We start from the raw sequence: 23,045 nt of genomic DNA on the forward strand, positions 1-23,045 counted from the left end.
AAGATGAAAGTTTACCGCCACATAAAGTCAGGCGACATGACCACTCTGAAGGTCCGCGAGGAAGCTCTTCCGGCGGTCGGTTCGGGTGAGGTTCTGGTTCGTGTCCAGGCCAGTTCGCTGAACTTCCGCGACATCATCATTGCGCAGGGTCACTATCCCTTTGGCATCGTGGAGAACCACGTGCCCCTGTCGGACGGCGCAGGTGTGATTGAAGTTGTCGGCGACGGTGTCCGCCGGTTCGCCGTGGGCGATCGGGTCATGAGCAGCTTCTTTCCGAACTGGTTCGGCGGCCGCATTCCCGCTCACCGCGAACAATATCAGATGGAACAGGACGGCTGGTTGACCGAATATCGCCTGATCAGTGCGGAAGCTTTGATGTCCATCCCCGATCATCTGACCTTCGAAGAGGCATCCGCGTTACCTTGTGCCGCCTTGACCGGATGGTCGGCCGTGTCGGGCGTCGGGCCTGGCGATACAGTTCTGACGCTTGGGACAGGCGGCGTTTCCCTCTCCGCGATCCAGTTCGCAAAGGCACGCGGCGCGCGGGTCATCGCCACGACATCGTCCAGCGACAAGTTCGAAAAGCTCACCGCGCTCGGTGCGGATGCGCTCATCAACTACCGGGAGAACCCGGACTGGCAACAGGCGGTCCGTGATCTGACGGGTGGCCTGGGTGCCGACCGTATCGTCGAGGTCGGCGGACCGGCAACCATCGCCCAGTCCGTTCGCTCGATCCGCGAAGGCGGCCAGGTCTCCATCGTCGGCGCGCTCGGCATGGAGGGCGAAGCGATCGATATCATGAAGCTGTTCTTCAGCCAGGCGATCTACAAGGTCATCAGCGTCGGCAATCGCAGCGACCTCGAGGATATGAATCGCGCTGTCGCCGCGCACCAGATCCGCCCGGTGATCGACAGCGTGTTTGCGTTCGAGGACGCCCATTCCGCCTACGAGCGCCTCGCCAACCGAAATGTCTTCGGCAAGGTCGTCATTCGCAACTGACCGTATCGCGAACTCTCAAGGAGATTTCAGCATGACCGCATATGCAATTTTCATTCGGGAACGCAGTCGCAATGCCGCTGAACTGCAGACCTATGCCGAACTGGTGACACCACTGCTCGGTCAATCGGGAGCGACCGTGCTTGCCGCCTACGGCCCTCTGGATGCTCTCGAGGGTGCCGCTCCCGAAGGTGTCGTTATGGCCAGGTTCCCGACCATGGAAGCCGCTCGCGCCTTCTACGACAACCCCGAATACCAGGCGGCCGTGAAGCACAGGTTCCTGGGTGCAGACTATCGCTCCTTCATCATCGACGGGGTAAGCTAGGCCAGCGAGGGTTACGGGACCTCAACATGAATCGCCCGCCACATCGGGGCGGGCAATTCAGTCGATCAGACACGGTGGTTCCTGAAGAACGTCTGCAGGGGCTCGAGCTTTCAGAAGCGGTCGTAGCTGACGCGCCAACCTTCTGCAGCATCGACCGGGGAAATCACCAGCTTGTCACCTGTGACCTCGAACTTGCGCTCAAGTCTCTGACCGATCAGGTTGCGGACGAGGGAGGACTCCACGGTGATCGCGAATATGTTCCTGGCATCGTCGATCTCGACGGGACCGTAATAGGCCTCGTAGGCTTTCGTGGTGTAGGGCGTGTCGGCGGCATTGGCATCGGGGTTCATAGCCTGGACCGACAGGGTTCCTCCTTGCGTGAAAACGAGCTGGCCTGAATACGGGATGGTCTGAAGATTACCCGCAGCACCGACCTCCAGTGCGGTCATGCGCCAGGCACCGATGATCGGAGACTTGGCATCACTCGCGAATGCCGGGGAGGTAAAGGCCAGTGCCAGTGCTGCAGCCAAGATCTTGAAACTGTTCATCGAGATGTCCTTTGTTGTGTGGCAGGAAGAGGTTGGACCGTTAAATCCGTTCGATACGGACGGGATACTTGCCGCGCACCAGAAGCGCGTCGAAACCGTTGTCGAACCGGCCGAGACGGATCAGCCCGTCTCAACGATAGTCGGCATAGAAGAGAGCGAGGTTGCCCCAAGGCTTGAAGTAGCAGAGGTCGCCTGGCCGCTCGTTGGTGAAGGGGCCGCTGGCATCCTCGGTGAGCTTGCGAGGCAGATGGACGATCTTTTCGTTGCCTCCGAAATCCTCGATCTCGAGATCAAGCGGAAGCATGGACGCAAGGTCGCGCGATGATGGGTTGTCGTAGAGCGTCGCTGTCAGCACCAATCCATTGAACGTCAACCTGATGCGCACGTCGCTCGGCTCCCGGTTGTTTGGGTCGCGTCCTTGCTGTGCTTTTGCGACATGCGGGATTGCCGCAGCCGCGAGCGCGACACCCAAAACCTGTCCTCGCCTGAATGATCGAGACATGGCGGCTTTCGTCAGACCGGTTGCGCTGTGGGTCGGAAGAGAATTTCGTTGATGTCCACGTCATCCGGCTCACTAATGGCGAATGCGACACTCCGGGCAAATGTACCGGGCCCGATGGCGATTTTGCTGACGAACTCCATGGTACCTGCCTGGATATCCTTTTCGCTGATATGTTCGAGGAGTTCTGTGTTGACCGCGCCGGGCGAGATGATGGTTGTCCGGATATTGTAGGGTTTCACCTCTTTGCGCAGGCCTTCTGACAAAGCGCGGACGGCATGCTTTGTGGCGCAATAGACAGTCGCACCGGGATCAACGACATGGCCGTAAACCGAGGAAACGTTGATGATGTGTCCCGACTTTTGGGCCTTCATGTGAGGAAGTGCGGCGGCAATCCCGTAGAGCACGCCCTTGATGTTGACATCGATCATGCGGTCCCACTCGTCGACCTTGAGACGTTCTAGCGGCGCAAGCGGCATAAGGCCCGCGTTGTTCAGCATGACGTCGATCCGACCGAACTGTTTGACAGTGATATCGACAAGGTTTTTGACCTGATCCCGGTCGGTCACGTCAGTCTGTACCGCGACGACCTTATAGCCCTGTGCGTTCATTTCCGCAGCCAGAGCCTCAATGCGGTCAAGGCGACGCGCGCCGATGATCACGGTCGCGCCGCGCTCTGCGAGATGCCGGGCCGTAGCTTCGCCCAGGCCACTGCTGGCGCCGGTGATGACAACGACCTTGTTTTCGATTCCCTGTGACATGACGGTCTCCTGTTTCTGAGTTTAAGTGGTTCAGCTGCGCGGCCGGGCGAGGGCGGCCAGAACCGCCGACCCGACGAGCAAGATTGCGGAGAGGACAAAGGCGCTCCACCATCCGACGGTATCGAACAGGACACCGCCTGCGGACGCGCCGCCTGCTATAGCGAGCTGGATCAGGGCGACCTGCAGGCCGCCGCCGGCTTCGAGATCGTCCGGGATGATACGTGTCATCCAGGTGTTCCAGGCGACAGGCACCGGTGTCGACACGGGCTGCCGTCAGCCACTGGAATGGTCCAGCTGCGATCAGGAGGAGGGCGATGACGGCAAGGACAACGGGCATGCCGACAAATGCGACCCCAAGATGCCGACGGAGCACGAAACCGATCGCAAACAACCCGGCCAATCCGCCAACACCCAGGCCGAGCAGCACCATGGACAGCGTGTTGATGTCGAGCCTGGTCACATGTTCGAGGAACGGCCTCAGGTAGATCGAGAGCGAATTCATGCCGATGAACGTCAGCGCAGTCGCCGCCATGCCAATCGCAAAGGTGCGGCTGCGAAGCAATCCGAACATTGTCCCAACGGATGCTGCTTTGGCAGGGGGCATTTTCGGCAGGACAGCCATTTGCCATATCAGCGCGCCGAAGCCGATCGGTACGGTGACGAGAAATGTGTTGCGCCACCCAATGAGGCTGCCGAGAAAACTGCCCAGCGGTGCGGCGGCAACGATTGCCATTGCCGTTCCGCCCTGAAGCTGGGAAATTGCCTTGGGAAGATCGGGGCCAGATGCGAGGCGCGCGAGAATGGCGGTCGAAAGTGACCAGAAGCCGCCGATCGCGATGCCAACCAGGGCCCGCCCGATCAGGAAGATTAAGTAGCTTGGAGCAAGCGCCACCGCGAGACTGGAGATTGTCAGAACGGTCGTATAGAGAAGCACGACCGTTTTCCTGTCCAGTAGGCCTAAGATCCTGTTCCCGAACAAACTGGTCACGACCGCAAAGAAGCCCGAAACCGCGATCGCCAGTCCTGCCTGACCCTCGGTAGTCGACAAGTCCTGCGCAATTGGTGTCAGGAGGCTGACAGGCATGAACTCCAGGCCCACCAATAGGAATGTCAGGAGCGACAGGCAGGTGACGGCACTCCAGGGTGTCGTCTGCGGCCGGCCATGAAAGCCATCATCCACGGTCAGTTCGGTCATATGGTACTCGCTTCTGTTGCGAGTTTAGATAACGGTGTTGAACTCGTGCCACTAGACGGCATAAACTGCATGTCATGGTGAGAGAGATTCAACAATGCGCCGAGACGAATTTACCGAGATGCGGGCCTTTCTTGAGGTCGCGAGAGAACGCAGCTTTACGCGCGCGGCTGTAAAACTTGGGGTCACCCGATCTGCGCTCAGCCATACCATCCGAGCGCTGGAGGAGCGGCTCGGTGTGCGCCTCCTCGCGCGCACGACCCGTGATGTCGCACCGACTGCCATGGGCGAGCGGCTAGTGCAGAGTATCGAGCATCATTTCGAGGGGATCAGTGCCGAGATCACAGCGCTGAAGGCTCTCAGCGACAAGCCCTCCGGCCATGTCCGGATCGTCTGTCCCGATGATGCCATCGAACTGGTGTTTCGGGATCGGCTGAAGCCGTTCCTGCGCGAGTACACGGACATTCAGGTCGAACTCATCGTTGACAACGGTTTCACGAATATTGTCGAACGCCAGTACGACGCCGGGGTCCGGCTAGGTGAGGCGATCGCACGCGATATGGTCGCTGTTCGCATTGGTCCTGATGTGAGCTATTCCGTTGTCGGTTCGCCTGAATATTTCGAGCGTTATCCTGTGCCGGAGAGCCCACAGGATCTCACCACGCACAATTGCGTCAATCTGCGGCTTCCTACATCGGGTGGTCTTTACGCCTGGGAATTCCAGGAGTACGGGCGCGAGTTCAGCGTCCGCGTCGATGGCCAGCTAGTTTACAGCAATATTGGCTCAGCAGTCGATGCCGCTCTCGACGGAATGGGTATTGCTTACGCGCCGACCGATCTCATTCGCGGATATGTCAACGACGGCCATCTGCGAGAGGTCATCAAGGACTGGTGCCCGACCTTCCAAGGCTACCATCTCTACTATCCCAACAAGCGAAACCATTCCCCGGCGTTCTCGACATTTGTCGATGCATTCAGGTTTCGCCTTGGCACGGGCTATTGAAAAATTCGTGCTCCGGTGGCGATCGCAGCAGAAGCGTTTTGAGACGGGTAATACCAACCTCCATTGATGCTGACTCTCGGGGTTCCCAAAAGCCGACGAATCTGAATCGGTAGCGCAAACAGGAGGTTTGCGATGGGTTCAGCAATTTCTTTGCGATCAGACTTTCGCGGGGACGGGCTGCGGATTCTGGCCCGACAGACAAAGGATGCGGACCAGGCGCGGCGGCTCCTGGCGCTTGCTTCGATCTATGATGGCGGCTCTCGCGCTGATGCTGCGCGGCTCGGCAGCGTCACGGTGCAGATCGTGCGCGACTGGGTGGTGCGGTTCAACGCGCGCGGTCCCGATGGGTTGATCAACGGCAAGGCTCCGGGCAAGCCGTCACTGTTGAACGAAGATCAGCGCACGGCCTTGGCGCAAGCCATTGAGCGAGGCCCTACACCCTATCTCGACGGCGTCGTGCGCTGGCGTTTGTGTGATCTGGCCCAGTGGCTTTGGGAGGAATTCCGTGTCTCGGTGAGTGAGCAGACTTTGGGCCGCGAAGTGCGCTCGATGGGCTACCGCAAACTCTCGGCTCGCCCGAGACATCATGCGCAGGATGCCGAGACAGCCGAGGCGTTTAAAAAAACTTCCCCGCCGCAGTGGCAGAGGTCGCCGTCGGTCCCGCCAAGGGCAAGGTGATCGAAATCTGGTTTCAGGACGAAGCGCGTATTGGGCAGAAGAACAAAATCACCCGCCGCTGGGCCAAGCGTGGATCAAGGCCATCCGCACCGCACGACCAGCGAACCCGCTCGGCCTATATCTTCGGCGCGATCTGCACCAAACACGGCAAGGCCGCCGCTCTCGTCATGCCTTGGTGCGATACCCATGCCATGAACCAACATCTGATCGAAATCTCTCGAAACGTCGCCGACAATGGGCACGCCATTCTGATCATGGACCAGGCAGGATGGCACATGTCCAACAACTTGGCCGTCCCCGAAAACATCACCATCCTACCCCTGCCGCCGAAATCACCCGAACTCAATCCCGTCGAAAACATCTGGCAGTTCATGCGTGAAAACTGGCTCTCGAACCGAGTCTTCAAATCCTACGAGGATATCGTCGACCACTGCTGCCACGCTTGGCGAACACTGCAGGACCGACCTTGGAAGATCATGTCCATCGGTCAGCGGCAATGGGCTCATAGGTTCTGATCAATGAGGGTTGGTATAAGTTGTGTATTGGTGGAACGTCGGTTCGTATCGGTTCGAGGCGACAGTACTTATAGGAGCCATACGCAACGGAATTCAGTTCTTACGCTTCAATCACGCCAGCCTATATCTTGTTTTCCGCGAAAGTATCGTTGCCAGCCTGCAGGCGTACCGGCTAACCGGCGAGAACACGTCATAGAGAATGTTGGTGGAAACAGCCTGGAGCTGCAATGGTGATATAGATGCAACGCGGTGGCAACTGTCACATTTCGGCATAATCACGGCTTAAAATCAGGCGAAGCCTTCTCTATCACGATCGGCACAAGGACGAAGTCGAAGGGCGAACGCCACGCTGTATAACCGTTTGTGAGACGTTCGAAAGGCGCGATCAAGGAGCTCTTAACGCCAAACACGGTGTCGGAGCTCAGATACGAGTCATCGCCGACAAAGGTGTGCGTCACAACCTTCTGAAAGCCAGGCGCGGTTACGAGGTAGTGCATATGCGCTGGACGAAAGGGATGACGGCCGAGCTGCGCGAGCATCTTCCCAACCGGGCCGTCGTCCGGGATCGGATATGACACCGGCTTGATGCCAACGAAGCTGTAGCGACCGTCTGAGCCGGTGACAAAGATACCTCGATTGTTCCAGCGCGGCTGGATATCCGGCTGTTGGACGTCGTAGTAGCCGTCGGCATTATCTGACCAGACGTCGATTCGTGCACCTGCTATCGGATTGCCTTCGAGGTCGATCACGCGCCCTTCAAAGAGACAGGTCTCACCTTTGCCGTCGAGCGAGATCGTCGCTCCCATTTCACGGATCGGTGCGTTCGGGACGTGGAATGGACCGAACACTGTATTCTCTGTCGCGCCTTCGGGCCGTCGGTTGTTGATGGCATCGACCAGCATCGAGAAGCCAAGCGTGTCGCTGAGAAGGATAAACTCCTGGCGTTCGCCGGAACACATCTTTCCGGTTCTGGTGAGGAAATCGATACCGACCTCCCACTCCTCCTGAGTGAGCTGCGTTTCTTTCGCAAAAGCATGAAGATGCTTGACCAGGCAAGCCATGACTTCAGCGAGACGGGGATTCGCTTCGGAGGCCGTCCGGGCATTTACCGCCTCGACCGAGCCCTCCTCCGTGAAGTAAACGTCCATTCTTTTCTCCTCCTCCTAGCTCCTCATAGCCAAGTCGTTCCTGCAACGATCGGGTTGCCCGCTGGCTGGAGCGCTCATTAAGACCAAAGGCAAGTGTAAATCGTTATCGCCTAGGGGCGCGGCTCAGCGCCCTCCCATGCGCGTTGAAGCAGCGCTCTCAGTGGCGCGGCCTCAACTGGCCGTGGGTTCCAGTAGGGTTTGGAAAGCGCGATCTCACAAGCGCGATCAAGGTCAGCCTCCTTCATTCCAAGGTCGCGGAGAGCTGTCGGCATACCTAGCTTCGTTGCTATCCGATGGAGGCCGCCAGGCCCGTCAGAAGCATGTATTGCGTTCGCAATCTGCTCCATGGCTTCCGGTGCATTAGGGCTATTATACGCCAGGGCGTGGGGCAAAACGATGGTATGCGTTTCCGCGTGCGGGAGGTTAAAAGTTCCTCCGAGCGTATGGCAGAGCTTATGGTGCAAAGACATTCCAACGTTGCCGAGCACCGTGCCGCAGAGCCAAGCTCCATAGAGGCACGACGCACGTGCTTCCTTGTCGTCTGGTGCCTCTACGAGCTGCGGCATTCCCTCGGCAAGCGCGCGAATTCCTTCCTGGCCCATAAGGGACATGACAGGATTGCCGTCCTGCGCGTAAAGCCCCTCGGCTGCATGAGCGATCGCATTCATCCCGCTGACGAGCGACATTCCGAGTGGCAGGGTCATCGTCAGATCCGGATCGTATATGACCGAGCGCGGCAGGACGCGAACATCCTTGCCCGTTCGTTTGAGACCGTTCTCGGTAATACCGTAGATCGGCGTCATTTCTGAACCGGCATAGGTCGTCGGAATAGCGATAATGGGGATCGAGGATTCAAGCGCAATCGCTTTGCCAAGACCGATGGTCGAGCCGCCTCCGATCGCAACAGCGCAATCTGCGCCGAGCTCCGCCGCGAGAGCCCGAGCTCTACGCGCGCTCTCGATCGGAACGTGCATTTCAGCTCCGTCATGGATACCCGCGAGGCGTGAGCCGAGCATTTCGGCCACCATCTCAGCCTGCGCGCGTTGAGGAGGCGTGCAAAGGACTAGCGCGCGGCTTGAACCGATCGCCTCGACCTCGTCGGCTACGGTGGTGACTTTCCCAGTCCCGAACACCACCCGAGAAGGAAGTGCTTTATAGACAAATTCCCTCATCAAGCGCTTCCTCCCGCGACAGCATAATCCACCTGGTAGCGCGCGATCCTCATCTGACCCAGTTCTCCTTTGACCCTGATGTGTGCGGGATGCACCGCATAGGCATCGAGGGCTTCCTGACTTTCGAATTCCGTGTAGAGGACGACGTCGCAGGCATAATCAACGTGGCTGTGATCAAGACCCACCTCGAGGTGAAGCAGACCCGGCACCTCACCGCGCAATTGCTCGAAGCGGCTGCGGAGGAAATCGGCAGCCTTTGATCGATCCTCTTTCGTATCGCCTGCAACATTCCACATCACGATATGCTTAATCATTATGATACTCCGTAGACGCGAGGATCTTGTGGCACCGCACGTTGCCAAGCTCATCTGAGTTAAAGCTTGATCTCGGCCCCGTTCTGCGACGATGACTGGAAGAGTGCCTCAAGGACACGGTTGATATTGTGCGCTTGCTGAGCCGGGACGTTTGAAGGCGCACCTGTCCGCAAGGAATTCGCGAAGGTGGCTGCCTCTCGGTCAAAATAGACGGGGTTCCCGATTTCAGCGATTTCCGGGGAGTAGATTGTCTTGCGGACAGCCCAGACTTCCGGGAAGCTCGTTTCATTCCATTCTGTCCAGCCCTCGGGCAGGCCGGTCTTGCCTGTGCTGTAGAGCTTGTAGGAAGCTGGCATCGGGCGGGAATGCAGTACGCCTTCGGTGCCATAGGCGGTGATATCCCAGCTCTCCGTCCACGGAAGCGGATCCCAGGACATGAAGTCGATGGTGATCATCTTGTCGGAATAGTTCAGGATCGCTCCGGCAGCGTCTTCCCGAGCGGCCGGCACCATGACACCGTCGAACTTGGTGATACGGGCGTTGACCGACTGGGGCATGCCGAAGTGCAGCAGAAGCCGATCGATCGTGTGGCAGCCGATCACGTAGAACGCCCCACCGATATCGCCAGGCTGGCGCATGTGGTCGGTGTCAGCCTCTCCATGGGAGCAGCCCGCGTGCGCGCGCACTTGCAGCACCTTGCCAAGCTGACCGGCCTGCAAGACTTCCTGCATCTTGTCGATCGACGGCGCATAGCGCCAGCAGTAGCCGACCTGAAAGAGCTGTCCCGTCTTCTCGACGGCTTCGACCAACCTTACTGTGTCAACGGATCCCCGGCCTGCAGGCTTTTCACAAAGAACAGCCTTTCCTGCTTCCATGGCTTCGATGGCCCACTCGGCCATCAGATAACTTTTCGGGTGGATCAGAACCGCGTGAACCTCGGGGTCAGCAAGGATATCCTCTTTGGTCCGCTTGGAAATGCCCATCGCCTCAACGAATGGATCGAGCAGAGGGCTGGTATCATAAGCGCCCAGCACCTTGGCGTTCGACATGCGTTGAAATGCCTTCACGCGCCCGGAGGTGTGCGGATGCGTGATGCCGAGGCAAGCGATCCCGAGTGTGGTGTCGGCTCCAATGGCATAGGTCATGACGATATTCTCCCTTATTATAATTTCAGACGCTGACGGCGCGGCCGGTACGCGCGGACTCGACGGCGCATTCGGCAAGGCGCAGAGCAAGGACCCCATCGCGCACAGTGGTCGGCATGGGCTTGCCGCCCTCGATCGCATCAATGAACGCATCCATTTCTGCCCGGTAAGCCTGTGCGTATCGTTCGAGGAAGAAGTTGAGCAAAGGCTCCCGCGCGTCGGTGAGATCGGCCGTCGTTACCCGCATGGTTGTCGGCCGGAGGTTATCCTGGGTGAGCATGCCTGAAGCGCCAAGCACCTCGACGCGCTGGTCATAACCATAGACCGCTTCGCGGCAGTTGTTGATGTGCGCCTGCCGTCCGCTTGCAGTCTGCAGTACGACCATCACTGTATCGTAATCTTCGTACTGACCTACAAGCTCTGGATCGACAAGGCGCGAGCCTACGGCAGTGACGAGCATCGGCTCCTCACCAAGCAGCCAGCGCGCCATATCAAAATCGTGGATGGTCATGTCGCGAAAGATACCGCCGGAAGTCTTCACATAGGCAGGCGGGGGCATGCCAGGATCGCGGCTGGATATGATCACCTGACGGACCTCTCCAATACGGCCAGCATCAATCGCACGGCGCATCTCGGCGAAAGTGCTGTCAAAGCGCCGGTTGAAAGCGAGCATGACCTTGCCCCCTCTACGCTCCACCTCGGCCGCAGCGCTTTCGCTCTTTGTCATATCGAGATCGATCGGCTTCTCGCACAGAACGGCTTTACCGAGCTCGATGGCCTTCATGAGGAAGCCGACATGCGTGTCCGTGGGCGTGCCGATCACAACGGCATCGACGTCCACGCGCTCGATCGCGGCCATGGCATCGGTCATGGCTTCTGCGCCATGCGCATCCGCGACAGACTTGGCAGCGTCCGCAAAGGGGTCCGCCACCGCGATCAACTGCGCCTTCGGGTTGGCCGCCACGCTCGCGGCATGGATTTTGCCGATACGCCCGGCGCCAAGGACTGCAATTCTTACCATCTTGGAATTCCTTAAGTTCTAGATCGGGGGTATCCGCCCCGTTTGAGTTCGGTCAGTCGCTCGGCAAGGTGACGGCGCGAAACTGCTGCATCGTCGTGTCGAACGCCCGCTGTGCGGCAAGCTCAAGGGGGAGGTGGCGGTGATAGGCCGAAATGACCTCGACCCCCCAATAGCCCCGGTATCCAACGTCCAGGACGGCTTGGACCTGAGATGGGATGTCGATCGAGCCTTCGCCGCAGAGACGTCGGTAGTGTGTCGAGTCGTTGAAAAAAGAGCCGAGAATTTCGGGACCCGCATCATCCAGCTCGACTGCGCGGAGAAAATCCGTAGGTATTTGACGGATATCGTCGGCTGTCATGCCGCCGCGCTCGATATGCCAGGTATCGACCAGAAGCCCCCCGTTCGTCGTGCCGAGTCCTTCGAAGAGCGCCAAACCGCGTTTAATGTTGTTGATGCTGGCGAATGGAAGAAACTCGATGACGATATCGATGCCGAGTGGCGCCGCGCGTTCGCAGATCGAATGCAGGGCGCTCCGCATAGCAGGAAGATCCGGCTCGCCTTCTTCGAAGATGCCGCCGCCTATCTTGATCTTCTTGATGCCGATTTCGGCCCCGAGCTCCAAAAGGCGGTCGTACATCGTATCGGATGCAAGACGCCGCTCGCCGCCGAGATGCCAGTCGACGAGGAATTCGAGTTCAACGTGGCGAATGCCGTTGTCCGAAAAGATCTGACGGACGGTCGGCAGCCCGTAGCGGGTGACCGATGCATTCATATCGTCGAGAACAAACCCCATGCCCCGCCAGCCGATACGACCGCAGACCTCGGCGCGTTCTTTCAAGGAAAACGGACTGATCTCAGTTGGCGAGCCGGGGTGAACAGCTCCACTGACCGTCCAGTACGTCGCGCAAAGTTCGATGTCTTCTATTCGCATGTCTGCAATCTTTCTAATGCGGCATTCTTTTGGATTGGATCCTAGCCCCGAGGAGCAGGAACCATTTTAGAAGCTTTGGTGTCCGGTCGCCCGCTCGATGAGTTTGTCGATGGAAACGGCCAGAACCAAAAGGAGGCCGGTGACGATAAGGCGGACTTCGTTTTCGACACCCAGCAGATTAAGTCCGTTGCTGACCGTCCCGATAACCAGCGCGCCAAGCAGCGCTGCGTGGATCGAGCCGCGACCTCCGAAGAGGCTGACGCCGCCGATGACGGCAGCCGCGATGGACTCCAACAGCAGAGTTCCACCACCCACGCCGCCACCCGAGAACACGCCCACGCCGAGCGTCCGCGATGCCGCGATCACACCGGCGAGAGCGGCAACCCCTCCGGCGATCGCGAAGGCGGCCATCTTGATGCTCGCTACCTTGATGCCGGCGCGTCGCGCCGCTTCCTCATTGTTGCCGACAGCGTAGAGGTAAAGACCGAACTGCGTGCTCTTGAGGATGTAGCCGCCGATCCCCAAGAGGACGGCGAAAATCAGTACCACAAGTGGGATACCCTGGTGTGCGGTCAGGATTGCCACGACGATCACGCCGAACACTGCAGCCGCAGCAATTGGTGTCGCGACAGTCTGCATGAATGGCGATTGTAGTCCGACCTTCTTCCGTCGTGCCTCGTCGGACAATACGACTGCGGCGTAGACCAGAAGAACCAGAGCGAGGGATAGCCAAGCCCACACGCCGCTGATGCTTGTGAGAGCGATCTTCTCAATGCCAGTCTGCTGCAAGCCGTAGCGGGCCGTCGACGGCAGGAGGATAAGTTGCAGTCCGTTAAGCGCGAGGCCGAGGCCTAGGGTTACGACGAACGAGGGTACGCCAACGAATGTCACCCATCGCGCCGAACAGCTCCCAATAGCTGCACCGATGAGAACAGCCGTGGGAACTGCGACCCAAGGGGAAAAACCGAACTCCACGATAAGTTTCGCCATAAGAACGGATGTGACACCGTTGATGGCGGCTATCGAGAGGTCGATCTCTTTCACTAGGAGAACGAACATCAGGCCGAGAGCCATGATCCCGACGACGGTGCTTTGCACCAGAAGGTTTGAAAGGTTCCGGGAGGTCAGGAACACATCGCTTTGGGAGGCGAAAAAGATCCCGAGTGCGACAAGACCGATGACGATCGGCAGTGCCCGAAGGTCGCTGGAGAGCAGTTCGCCGAAGCTGCGGCGGGGACGTTGCGCAGGCGCATCAACCGTCATGGTGTTGGCCATTGGATATTCCTCAAAGATTCTAGGGTTTGCGGTCAACCCGCAAGATTGACGCCTTCGTTGCCGCCGACCATGGCGTTGACGACCTGCTCGCCTGTCACGTCTTTCGACTTGAAGCTCGCCACGTTGGTTCCAAGGCGCATGACTTCTATCCGGTCAGTCGCGTTCACAACGAAATGATGGATGTCGTGGCTGACGATAACAATGCCGAGGCCTTGATCGGCCAGCATCCTGACGAGGGTCGAGACGCCTTCAGCCGCTGAATGGCTGAGTGCCGCGGTCGGCTCGTCGAGGATGACGACCTTTGGCGTTTCCAGGATTGATCGTGCAATTGCGATGTTCTGACGCTGACCTCCAGACATGGCGCCGACCGGCCGCGTCAGAGACAGGTTGCCGAGTCGCATCCGCGTGAGGATCTCACGCGCGCGGACCTCGCATTCGGCGCGACGGATGCGTCCGCCACCCCACCACGAACCCGTTCGTTCGCGTCCAAGGAAAAGGTTCTGCACGGCATCGAGATTGCTGCAAAGCGAGAGATCCTGGTAGACCGTCTGGATTCCCAACGCCGTTGCGTCCGTAGGCTTTTTGACCCGAACAGGCTTTCCCTCGAAGAGGTAGTCGCCGGAGTCTGAAGCGTGAACACCAGCCATGACCTTCACGAGCGTTGATTTACCCGCACCGTTGTCCCCGACCAGAGCGACGATCTCACCAGGGTATACGTCAACGGAAGCGCCGCGTAGAGCGTGCAAGGATCCGAAATGCTTCTGGATGTTGCGAAGCGAAATAATAGGGGTGGCGCTGTTGTAAGCCGTTGCCGGTCTCTCTGCTGCCAGTGCTGTCATCAGGTAGTCCTCCCAGAAGTGAGAAGGGCGGGCGGCTGAGCCCCCCGCCCAGTCGTTCACATGTTGGTCTTGCAGACCTCGGTGCTTTCGATGCCCTGGCAGATTTCCTTCCAGCTCCAGACACCCTTCTTCACCACATCGCCGAGATTGTCCTTGGTGATATTCTCCACCGGCAGCAGGATTGCAGGCACATCGGCAAACTCGTTGTTGACCGTGCCGTTGACGAGATTCTTGGGAACCCCCTTGCCGTCGAGGATCGACGAAACGACCTTGGCGGCTTCGGTCGCTTCGACCTTGAGGTCCTTCAGCACCGAGTTGTCCTGCCAGCCTTGCGCAACATAACGGAGCGCCTCCACGGTCGCATCCTGACCGCCGGTGACAACCTTATCGCCGGGTTTAAAGCCTTGGCTGATCAGAGCGGCCACCGAGCCACCGGTCGTGCCGTCGTTCATGCCAACGAACACGTCGACATCGCCGCCATTCTTGGTCAGGCAGTCTTCCGCGAATGACTGAGCAAGCGTCGGGTCCCAGTTCTGTGTGTACTGTTCGCAGACGACCGTGACCTTTCCTGCGTCGATCAAAGGCTGGATGAATTCGTTCTGGCCCTTTTCATACTGCCCAGTGCCATATTCGCCCTGATTGCCCTTTATCCGAGCGACCTTTACCGGTGACTTGGCCATCGTGTTGATAAGCTCCGCCGCCCGCTTGCCCTGCGCCTGACCGACAGCAAGCGAGTCGAAAACCACGTGAGCCTCGGCTTTGCCGCCGACAGCATCGTGGTCGTAGAGAACGACCGGCACATTGGCGGCTTGAGCGGCCGCGAGACCGCCAGCGATGAGATTGGCGTCGGCAGAGGTCAACAGGATCAATTTTGCACCCTGCGAGATGGCGTCTTCGATCTGCCGCTGCTGCTGCTGTGGGTCGCCCTGCGCGTTCTGGACCACGATCTCAGTATTCGGACGCATGCCCTTCATGGCTTCAACAAAGAACGGAGCATCGCGGCTTTCAAACCGGATCGTCGTCGTGTTCGGAAGTAGGAAAAATACCTTTTCCATGGTCTGTGCCTGGACGGTGCCAGCGAGACCAGCGAAAGAAGCGGTCGTGACCAGTAGTGCGGTGATTAGGCCCTTCATTATGATATCCTCCCAGATGAAACTTAAGGCGTGTGCATGCCACCGGCTGTGGCTGAGCAACTCCCTTTAACATTTACAAAATCTGAGATTAACAGGCCATTTTGGGAAACATTTTTGCAAAAAATGCAAAACACGGCTAAACGGTCCAATGGCGTTCAAAATCGTTTAGACGGAAACGTTCAACGAGGAAGTCGATAAAAAGCCTCGTTCGAACGGGCATGAAAGACTTGCTCGGATAAGCGATGTTCATGGTGAGACGCGGAAGATCCCAGTCATCGAGAACTCTGATGAGGCGGCCTGCGTTCAAGTCTTCTTGAATTATGTAGGTCGGCTGAGCAAGGATACCTAAGCTGTCGCGAGCGGCCTGACAGATCAACTGACCGTCGTTGGCAAGGATCGCACCGTCGACCTTCACGGAGACTGATTCCTGGCCGCGACTGAACTTGAATTCATTCCAGTTGTCGGCCAAAGTGTATAAGATAAGGTCGTGCGCCATGAGGTCGTTTGGATGTTCAGGAATGCCTTTTCGGCTTAGATAGTCAGCGGAAGCTGCCAGCAGGCGACGTGTCTCACCCAACCGCCGTATAGTGATTGAGCTGTCCGCTTCGACACGGCGGGTGCGTATTGCCAGGTCCAACCCATTCTCGATGATATCGTAGTAGCGGTTCGAAGAGATTATTTCGATCGAGAGGGTGGGGTAGATTCGACGAAACTGCGCAACCACGGGCATAAGATGAAGCAGGGAAAAAGATAGGGATGCTCCAATCCGAAGCCGACCTGTGGGGGCATGCGAGCGTGCCGTGACGTTCGCCTCGGCCGCGTCCCATGTTGCAAGAAGATCTCGCGCGTCTGCAAAAAGTGCTTCGCCTTCGCTCGTCAGACTGAGCTGACGCGTCGATCTTTGTACAAGTCTAGCACCTAGACGTGTCTCGAGGTTCACCAAGTGTCGGCTGATGCCGGAAACTGAAAGGCCCAGCGTGCTCGCTGCCTTCGTCATACTCCGCTCCTCAGCGATCTTGACAAAGACGTGAAACTCGGTCCAGCGGTCCATTTTCTCTTCCGGATAAGGCGGTTTGTTCAAGCTGATCTTTGATTTGTAGAGGTATCACAGATCGAGAGGAGCCAAAGGTCTGATCGGTGCAAATCAGTGCGTTAGAAGCGTGCTAGATGTCGATAGCTCGAGCGTTATTGTTACAATGAACGTGACTGTGCTTTTATTGACGAGTGTGAACTCGAGAGGCTCGACGCTGCTGAAGATTGCCCCCAGCCAACTCTCGATGTTTGTCGTCCGCAAATACCCCCTTACGTCGAGTAGAAGCTTGAGATCGTCGAGTTCTAAGATAGTCGTTCCGAGGTTGACCCCTTGGTGGTAGACATCGATGCGGTAATTGTACAGCCTGCGATCTGGTCGAGCGGAGGATTGTTGCGGAAGACCTGTACTCATGTGCAGCCTCGATGATTTAAGAAAAGACTACAATAAAAAGGGTCTTTTTGTCTATTCAAGGTTCACCAAGTGAATGCAGGCGATCTGCGAGTGTGCGCATTTATTTGAGAGCGCGTTGATACCAAATATCGAGCTTTAGCGGAAACTCAATTAACAGCTGAACCGCCCCGGCTTTACCGGAGACCTTAACTCGTGAGAAGTAGGGTCTATCACAAGCAAAACGACGAACAAATTTTCTCCTGAAGTTCGTGCCCGTGCTGTTCAGATAGTGACGGAGCATGAAGCCGAACTTCTCTCCCGCTGGGCGGCAGTATCATCGATAGCGGCCAAGATCGGTTGCTCGGCGCATACCCTCCATGAATGGGTGAAGAAGGCCGAGGTCGACAGCGGCAAGCGTGCAGGTTTGTCGAGTGACGTGGCCGAGAAGATGAAGGCTCTGGAACGGGAGAACCGGGAGCTTCGTCAGGCGAATGAGATTCTACGCAAAGCCTCGGCGTATTTTGCCCAGGCCCTTTCAGCGAATGCAAGCATTCCCTTGTCGGGCAAGGGGAGCTCGACCGCCCACTGAAGCGATGATTTCCTTCATCGACGAACACCGCTCGGTGCTCGGGGGCCGATCTGCAGGCTGCTGCCGATTGCCCGTCCACCTATTATGAAGTCGTCGCCAAGCGCACGGACGTGGGTCGCCTATCAGCCCGCGAACGGAATGATATTGCTATGAAAGTCGAGATACGCCGGGTGTTCAACGAGAACTTCCAGGTCTATGGCGTGCGGAAAGTGTGGCGACAGTTGCAGCGAGAAGGCTTCGACGTCGCACGGCTCGCACCGTCGCAAGGCTCATGAGAATGATGGGTCTTCAAGGCATCATTCGTGGCAAGCCGATCAAAACCACTATATCGGACAAGTCTGCTCCGTGTCCGCTCAACCGCATCAATCGCCACTTCAAGGCTCCCGCGCCGAACATGCTGTGGTTATCCGAGTTCACCTATGTCGCGACCTGGCAAGGCTTCGTTTACGTGGCCTTTGTCATTGATGCCTTCGCCCGCCGTATCGTCGGTTGGCGGGCAAGCCGGACGGCTCATACCGGCCTTGTGCTCGATGCCCTCGACCAGGCGCTTCATGAGCGGCGGCCTGTCAAACGCGGCGGGCTGGTTTATCATTCCGACCGCGGCTCGCAATATGTGTCCATTCGCTATTCCGAACGGCTGGCGGAGGCGGGCATCGAGCCGTCTGTCGGAAGCGTTGGCGACAGTTACGACTGCTCTCGCCGAGACGATCAACGGTCTTTTTAAGGCCGAGGTCATCCATCGCGGGGGACCGTGGCGTAGCTTTGAAGCCGTGGAGTTCGCCACGCTCGAATGGGTCGACTGGTTCAACAACCGCCGCCTTCTGGAGCCCATCGGAAATAATCGCCTGCCGAGGCTGAAGAACGATACTATGCCATGCTGGACGCACTAGCCATGGCCGCGTAAGTTAAACCAAACGGTCTCCGGTAAAGCCGGGGCGGTTCACAGGTACACATCTTCGTTCGACGAAGAAGCTTGTGGGGTAACCCACGACGTTGATGATTTCCTTGAAGGGAGGGCGGTTGCCCAGCCCGCACGGCAACGTATTTGCAAGACGTATTGGGCAACCGCACAAACGCGCCGGCCCGTGCACCGATCGACGAAATGGTGGTGTGAAAAGCCTCGGCCCACGGGGAACCGCTGTCTGTGATGTCGGTTCGTATCAGACGGAGGAGACGATGAAAGAAAGTCACTGGATCCACTTGTGCATCGATATGCAGCGTATGTTCGCAGAAGACACGCCTTGGCATGTCCCATGGATGCGAGACGTTTCGCCTCAGGTCCAGGAAATTGCGCTACGTCATCCGCAGCGCACGGTGTTCACGCGGTTCGTGCCGCCCCAGCGGGCAGAGGCTATGCCCGGCATGTGGCGGAGCTACTACGAGAAATGGGACACCATGACCATGGACCAGCTAGGACCGGACATGGTCGACCTCGTTCCGTCGCTGAACGTCTTGGTCCCGCCGGCCCGGATCTTTGACAAGATGACCTATTCCCCATGGACCACCGGCAAGCTTCACCACGTCCTGGCGGGGGAGGGCGTAAAGACACTCGCGATCTCAGGCGGGGAGACGGACGTATGTGTTCTGGCTGCAGCTCTCGGAGCTATTGACCTCGGCTATCGCGTCATTCTCCTGAAGGACGCCGTCTGCAGTGGCGCCGATGATACCCATGATGCCTCGCTCGAATTGTTAGGCGATCGGTTCTCAGTGCAGTTGGAAATTCTGTCGACAGAGGACTTTCTCAATAGGATATGAACATCGTTGGCCTCATCTGAGGGCGATCAAAGGAGGGTGGTCACGGATCTCCATTGATCTTGGCGCCGATGCCAGCGGGTGCCCGTCATCAGGCCGTCCCAGCCTGCGGCCGTCACCGTGCAATGATCTGCTCGAGCTCGTTGCAATACCCGGTGGGATCGTTTCCTCGCGCTCTGCCACTTGTCTTTGTTTGGGAACGCGACATATCGCGCAGATTGTCGCACTTAGGACAGGAGTGATACGGCGATTTCAGGACGGATCAGAGCCCCGACCCGGATTTTCGGTCGTCCTGTGCCGACGATCGTTTTCGCGACCTTGGCCCTCGCGGGTTGCTCTGGCCCGCAATCTGCACTCGATCCGGCCGGGGTAGAAGCGAGCGCCGTGCACCACCTCTTCATCGTCATGGTGATCGGCGGCGCCATCATCTGGGCACTGACCATCGGTGTTCTCGCCTATGCCGGCCGTACCCGCCCAAAACCCATGTCCGTGCGTGGAGCGAGCCGACTGATCGTATGGGGTGGGGTCGCCTTTCCGGTGATCGTCCTGTTTCTTCTGCTGTCCTATGCCGTCTGGCTGATGCCGCAAGTGCGACCCTGGCTGCCGGGCGCCATGGACGGGACGGCTGAGATCGAGGTGACCGGCGAGCAGTTCTGGTGGCGTATCCTCTATCTCGATCAGGCCGGTAAACCTGCCTTCGAGACTGCCAACGAGCTGCACTTGCCTGTCGGACGCCGGACGACCTTTCGCCTGAAGGCTGCCGATGTCATCCACTCCTTCTGGATTCCCGCCCTCGGCGGCAAGATGGATATGATTCCCGGCCGCGATAACACTCTATCGCTGGAGCCGACGAAAGCTGGCATTTACCGTGGCCCTTGCGCGGAATTCTGCGGAACGTCGCATGCGCTGATGGCCTTTTCCGTCGTGGTGATGGAGGAGGCGGACTACTTGGCTTGGCGGGCGGCACGGACGCAGGCACCGGTTGCTCCGCAAAAGACGTCCGGGCAAGAGTTGTTCTTCCGGCATGGCTGCGCGGCCTGCCACGCTATTGCCGGTACGCCTGCCATTGGACGCATTGGCCCGGATCTGACGGCCGTCGGCGAACGCCAGACGCTGGCCGCTGGCACGCTTTCGAACACGCCGGACTCCATGATCCGTTTCATCCGCGACCCCGCCTCCATCAAGCCCGGCGTGAAGATGCCGGCCTTTGGCATGCTGCCGGACGGCGATATCGAGGCGATCTCCGCCTGGCTCGGAGGGCTAAAATGAGCGCGACTGATCTGCCGACCTTTACCGACGAGGAGCGCGCGGGCCAGGAGGAGCGGCTGCGCAAGGTCTGGACGACACCGTCAGGCTGGCGTTACTGGACATCGGTCAACAATACGGAAATCGGCCTTTGGTACGGGGCCGCCGCTTTCATCTTCATGCTGTTTGCAGGCCTGCTCGGCCTGATGGTGCGCGTGCAACTCGCGGTTCCCGACAACAGCTTCATCTCCGCGGATCTCTTCAACCAAGCCTTCACACTGCACGGAACGATCATGATGTTCCTGTTCGCGGTGCCGATCTTCGAGGCCATTGCGGTTTATCTTCTGCCGTCCATGCTGGGCACGCGGGAGCTTCCCTTTCCGCGCCTGTCAGCCTTCGGCTTCTGGAGCTTTGCCATCGGCGGCGTGTTCGTCTGCGGGTCGATCTTCTTCAATGCCGCGCCCAATACGGGCTGGTTCATGTATCCGCCGCTCGCCACCGACAAGGAATATTCCGGCATTGGCGCGGATATCTGGCTGCTCGGCCTCTCCTTCATCGAAGTCGCCTCCATCGCGGCGGCGGTCGAACTCATCGTCGGCATCATGAAATGCCGCGCGCCCGGCATGCGTATCAACATGATGCCGCTCTTTGCCTGGTACCTGCTGATCGTCGCCGGCATGATCCTCTTCGCCTTCCCGCCGCTGATTGCAGGCGATATCCTGTTCGAGATGGAGCGGATGTTCGACTGGCCGTTCTTCGACGCGGCACGCGGTGGCGACCCGCTGCTCTGGCAGCACCTGTTCTGGATCTTCGGCCATCCGGAGGTCTACATCATCTTCCTGCCGGCCATCGCGATCATGGCCATGGTGGTGCCGACCTTCTCGCAGCGCCCCATCGTCGGCTATTCTTGGATCGTGCTCGCCGCCGTCGGCACCGGGTTCCTGAGCTTTGGGCTCTGGGTGCATCATATGTTTGCGACCGGCCTGCCGCAGATGTCGCTCGCCTTCTTCTCGGCGGCATCGGAAGCCGTGGCGATCCCGACCGGCGTGCAGATCTTCGTGTTCATCGCCACCATGCTGGCCGGCCGGGTGATCTTCTCCGTGCCGATGCTGTTCGGCGCCGGCGGGCTCGCCATCTTCGTGATCGGGGGCCTCACCGGCGTCATGGTCGCGCTCGTGCCCTTCGACTGGCAGGCGCACGACACCTATTTCATCGTCGCCCACCTGCATTACGTGCTGATCGGCGGCATGCTCTTTCCAGTCGTTGCCGGCATCTATTACTACTATCCTCTGCTCGACGGAAAAAAGTTGTCCGACCGTTTCGGCAAGGTCGCCTTCTGGCTGATGTTCGTCGGCTTTAACGTTGCGTTCTTTCCCATGCACTTCTCCGGCCTGCGCGGCATGCCGCGCCGCGTCTTTACCTATCCGGCTGGTATCGGCTGGGACTGGTTCAACATGATCTCCACCATCGGCGCCTTCGTCTTTGCATTCGGCGTCGGTGTGGTGGTGATCGACGTCGTGCGTCCGAAAAGGAAACAGCCGCGCTGCGAACAGAATCCGTGGAACGCCGGCACGCTGGAATTCATCTCTGAGCCGGAAGAAAAATGGGGCGTGCGATCGGTACCGATCATCACCAGCCGCTATCCCGCCTGGGACCAGCCGGACCTGATCGCCAATATGAAGGCCGGCCGCTACTATCTGCCGGACAGCCCGATGGGGGAACGCGAGACGCTGGTCACCACCGTCCTCGACGCGCGGCCTGTCCAGTGCCTGCGCGTCGGCGGCACCTCGATCGTGACGATGGTCGCGGCCGCCGCACTCGGCGGCGTGTTCATCGCGCTTACCTTCCACTGGTGGTGGATCACGATTGCCTGCGCCATCGTTACGCTCGGGGCCATTCTCACCTGGCTGTGGACGGGAACCGCGATCATTCCCGAAACGCAGGATTACGATGTCGGCCTTGGACTGAAACTGCCCGTCTATGCGTCGGGTCCGGACTCCGTTGGCTGGTGGGCGATGTTCATCACCATGGTTGGCGACGGCACGGCCTATGCCAGCCTCATCTTCGGCTATTTCTTCTACTGGACGATCCACGAGGATTTCACCGGCGGACATGCCGGGCCCGGCGCCTTCTGGCCGATGGCGGCGCTGGTGCTCTTCGTTCTCGCCTGGCTTCTCATGCTGGCTGCACGCTCGCTCAACAAGGCGAACCGCATTCGCGCGACGCAGGGCGTGCTTGTCCTCTCCACAGTTCTCACCGTCGCCGGCTGCGGTGCGGGCCTTGCCGGTCCTTACCTATATTCGATGGACCCGACGCTGTTCGTCTATCCTGCCATTGTCTGGGTCGTCGCCATCTGGACCGTCGTCCATGGCGCGGTCGCGGTGATCATGCAGCTATATTGCCTGGCGCGCAGCCTGTCGGGCCGTATGACGGCACGTTACGACATGGATCTCGTCAATGTCGTGCTCTACTGGCATTTCATGGTCATAACCGCCGTCACGTCCTTTGCCGTAATCGGCCTGTTTCCGCTGTTGAGGTGAC

General features: G+C 58.7%; 19 protein-coding genes, 3 pseudogenes and 1 other annotated feature. Of the genes and pseudogenes, 8 read left to right on the top strand and 14 right to left on the bottom strand.

The genetic code is table 11. The features are described 5' to 3' along the window. Window positions 1–36: 36 nt before the first annotated feature. Both G8E10_RS23945 and G8E10_RS23950 read left to right on the top strand, forming a co-directional pair. Complete coding sequence (locus G8E10_RS23945; RefSeq protein WP_281517785.1) at window positions 37–999, top strand: zinc-dependent alcohol dehydrogenase family protein; 963 nt, start codon at window positions 37–39, stop codon at window positions 997–999. Between the two features lie 31 nt (window positions 1,000–1,030). Beyond that, window positions 1,031–1,321, top strand: coding sequence for a DUF1330 domain-containing protein (locus tag G8E10_RS23950; RefSeq protein WP_167130948.1), 291 nt, complete (start codon window positions 1,031–1,033; stop codon window positions 1,319–1,321). Window positions 1,322–1,431: 110 nt separating this feature from the next. Here the strand turns inward: G8E10_RS23950 and G8E10_RS23955 are convergent, their stop codons facing one another. The 4 genes and pseudogenes from G8E10_RS23955 to G8E10_RS23970 all read right to left on the bottom strand — a co-directional run bounded on the left by G8E10_RS23955 (window position 1,432) and on the right by G8E10_RS23970 (window position 4,324). Then, a complete protein-coding gene (locus G8E10_RS23955) occupies window positions 1,432–1,869 on the bottom strand; it encodes a lipocalin-like domain-containing protein (protein WP_167130949.1) in 438 nt (145 codons plus the stop codon). Between the two features lie 40 nt (window positions 1,870–1,909). Next, window positions 1,910–2,371, bottom strand: a pseudogene (locus tag G8E10_RS23960) (cyclophilin-like fold protein). 11 nt (window positions 2,372–2,382) lie between these two features. Then, window positions 2,383–3,129 (bottom strand): SDR family oxidoreductase, encoded by a 747-nt coding sequence (locus tag G8E10_RS23965; protein ID WP_167130950.1) that lies wholly within the window; start codon window positions 3,127–3,129, stop codon window positions 2,383–2,385. A gap of 30 nt (window positions 3,130–3,159) precedes the next feature. Continuing rightward, window positions 3,160–4,324, bottom strand: a pseudogene (locus G8E10_RS23970) (MFS transporter). A gap of 94 nt (window positions 4,325–4,418) precedes the next feature. Between G8E10_RS23970 and G8E10_RS23975 the strand changes: the two are divergent. Both G8E10_RS23975 and G8E10_RS23980 read left to right on the top strand, forming a co-directional pair. Next, a complete protein-coding gene (locus tag G8E10_RS23975) occupies window positions 4,419–5,324 on the top strand; it encodes a LysR family transcriptional regulator (RefSeq protein ID WP_167130951.1) in 906 nt (301 codons plus the stop codon). A gap of 132 nt (window positions 5,325–5,456) precedes the next feature. Continuing rightward, window positions 5,457–6,517 (top strand): IS630 family transposase gene (locus tag G8E10_RS23980; RefSeq protein ID WP_167130952.1). Its coding sequence is split into 2 segments (ribosomal slippage): window positions 5,457–5,949 and window positions 5,949–6,517, totalling 1,062 coding nucleotides; the frame shifts between segments, so codons are not numbered across the junction. 275 nt (window positions 6,518–6,792) lie between these two features. On the opposite strand, the gene G8E10_RS23985 is transcribed toward G8E10_RS23980, so the two are convergent. The 10 genes from G8E10_RS23985 to G8E10_RS24030 form a co-directional block, all read right to left on the bottom strand. Next, entirely contained in the window at window positions 6,793–7,665 is an 873-nt protein-coding gene (locus G8E10_RS23985) for an intradiol ring-cleavage dioxygenase (RefSeq protein ID WP_167130953.1), read from the bottom strand. Window positions 7,666–7,775: 110 nt separating this feature from the next. Further along, window positions 7,776–8,840, bottom strand: coding sequence for a maleylacetate reductase (locus G8E10_RS23990; protein ID WP_281517786.1), 1,065 nt, complete (start codon window positions 8,838–8,840; stop codon window positions 7,776–7,778). Beyond that, window positions 8,837–9,151: a Dabb family protein gene (locus tag G8E10_RS23995; RefSeq protein WP_167130955.1), complete on the bottom strand. Its 315-nt coding sequence runs from the start codon at window positions 9,149–9,151 to the stop codon at window positions 8,837–8,839. Before G8E10_RS23995 ends, G8E10_RS23990 begins: the two co-directional genes overlap by 4 nt. A 59-nt stretch (window positions 9,152–9,210) precedes the next feature. After that, window positions 9,211–10,296: a Gfo/Idh/MocA family protein gene (locus G8E10_RS24000; protein ID WP_167130956.1), complete on the bottom strand. Its 1,086-nt coding sequence runs from the start codon at window positions 10,294–10,296 to the stop codon at window positions 9,211–9,213. A 25-nt stretch (window positions 10,297–10,321) separates the two neighbouring features. Beyond that, the gene (iolG, locus tag G8E10_RS24005; RefSeq protein WP_167130957.1) at window positions 10,322–11,317 is read right to left on the bottom strand and encodes an inositol 2-dehydrogenase; all 996 of its coding nucleotides are present in this window, start codon (window positions 11,315–11,317) and stop codon (window positions 10,322–10,324) included. Window positions 11,318–11,369: 52 nt separating this feature from the next. Further along, window positions 11,370–12,248: a sugar phosphate isomerase/epimerase family protein gene (locus G8E10_RS24010; protein WP_167130958.1), complete on the bottom strand. Its 879-nt coding sequence runs from the start codon at window positions 12,246–12,248 to the stop codon at window positions 11,370–11,372. 66 nt (window positions 12,249–12,314) lie between these two features. Continuing rightward, window positions 12,315–13,523, bottom strand: a complete 1,209-nt coding sequence (locus G8E10_RS24015; RefSeq protein ID WP_167130959.1) for a sugar ABC transporter permease — start codon at window positions 13,521–13,523, stop codon at window positions 12,315–12,317. Between the two features lie 32 nt (window positions 13,524–13,555). Continuing rightward, complete coding sequence (locus G8E10_RS24020) at window positions 13,556–14,362, bottom strand: ATP-binding cassette domain-containing protein (RefSeq protein ID WP_167130960.1); 807 nt, start codon at window positions 14,360–14,362, stop codon at window positions 13,556–13,558. A 56-nt stretch (window positions 14,363–14,418) separates the two neighbouring features. After that, complete coding sequence (locus tag G8E10_RS24025; protein ID WP_281517787.1) at window positions 14,419–15,555, bottom strand: ABC transporter substrate-binding protein; 1,137 nt, start codon at window positions 15,553–15,555, stop codon at window positions 14,419–14,421. A 76-nt stretch (window positions 15,556–15,631) separates the two neighbouring features. After that, entirely contained in the window at window positions 15,632–16,546 is a 915-nt protein-coding gene (locus G8E10_RS24030) for a LysR family transcriptional regulator (RefSeq protein ID WP_167130961.1), read from the bottom strand. A gap of 601 nt (window positions 16,547–17,147) precedes the next feature. Between G8E10_RS24030 and G8E10_RS24035 the strand changes: the two are divergent. From G8E10_RS24035 to ctaD, 4 genes and pseudogenes are all read left to right on the top strand, one after another. Then, window positions 17,148–18,411, top strand: a pseudogene (locus G8E10_RS24035) (IS3 family transposase). Continuing rightward, window positions 17,432–17,581, top strand: a sequence feature (AL1L pseudoknot). It overlaps the preceding pseudogene by 150 nt. 272 nt (window positions 18,412–18,683) lie before the next feature. Continuing rightward, window positions 18,684–19,262, top strand: coding sequence for a cysteine hydrolase family protein (locus tag G8E10_RS24040; RefSeq protein WP_167130962.1), 579 nt, complete (start codon window positions 18,684–18,686; stop codon window positions 19,260–19,262). A gap of 381 nt (window positions 19,263–19,643) precedes the next feature. Further along, window positions 19,644–20,528 (top strand): cytochrome c oxidase subunit II, encoded by an 885-nt coding sequence (gene coxB, locus G8E10_RS24045; protein ID WP_343289872.1) that lies wholly within the window; start codon window positions 19,644–19,646, stop codon window positions 20,526–20,528. Beyond that, window positions 20,525–23,044 (top strand): cytochrome c oxidase subunit I, encoded by a 2,520-nt coding sequence (gene ctaD, locus G8E10_RS24050; RefSeq protein WP_167130963.1) that lies wholly within the window; start codon window positions 20,525–20,527, stop codon window positions 23,042–23,044. The genes coxB and ctaD overlap by 4 nt, the downstream gene beginning before the upstream one ends. Window position 23,045 lies beyond the last annotated feature (1 nt).

This window comes from Ferranicluibacter rubi (assembly GCF_011603255.1).
In the GTDB taxonomy this organism is placed as follows: Bacteria; Pseudomonadota; Alphaproteobacteria; order Rhizobiales; family Rhizobiaceae; genus Ferranicluibacter; species Ferranicluibacter rubi.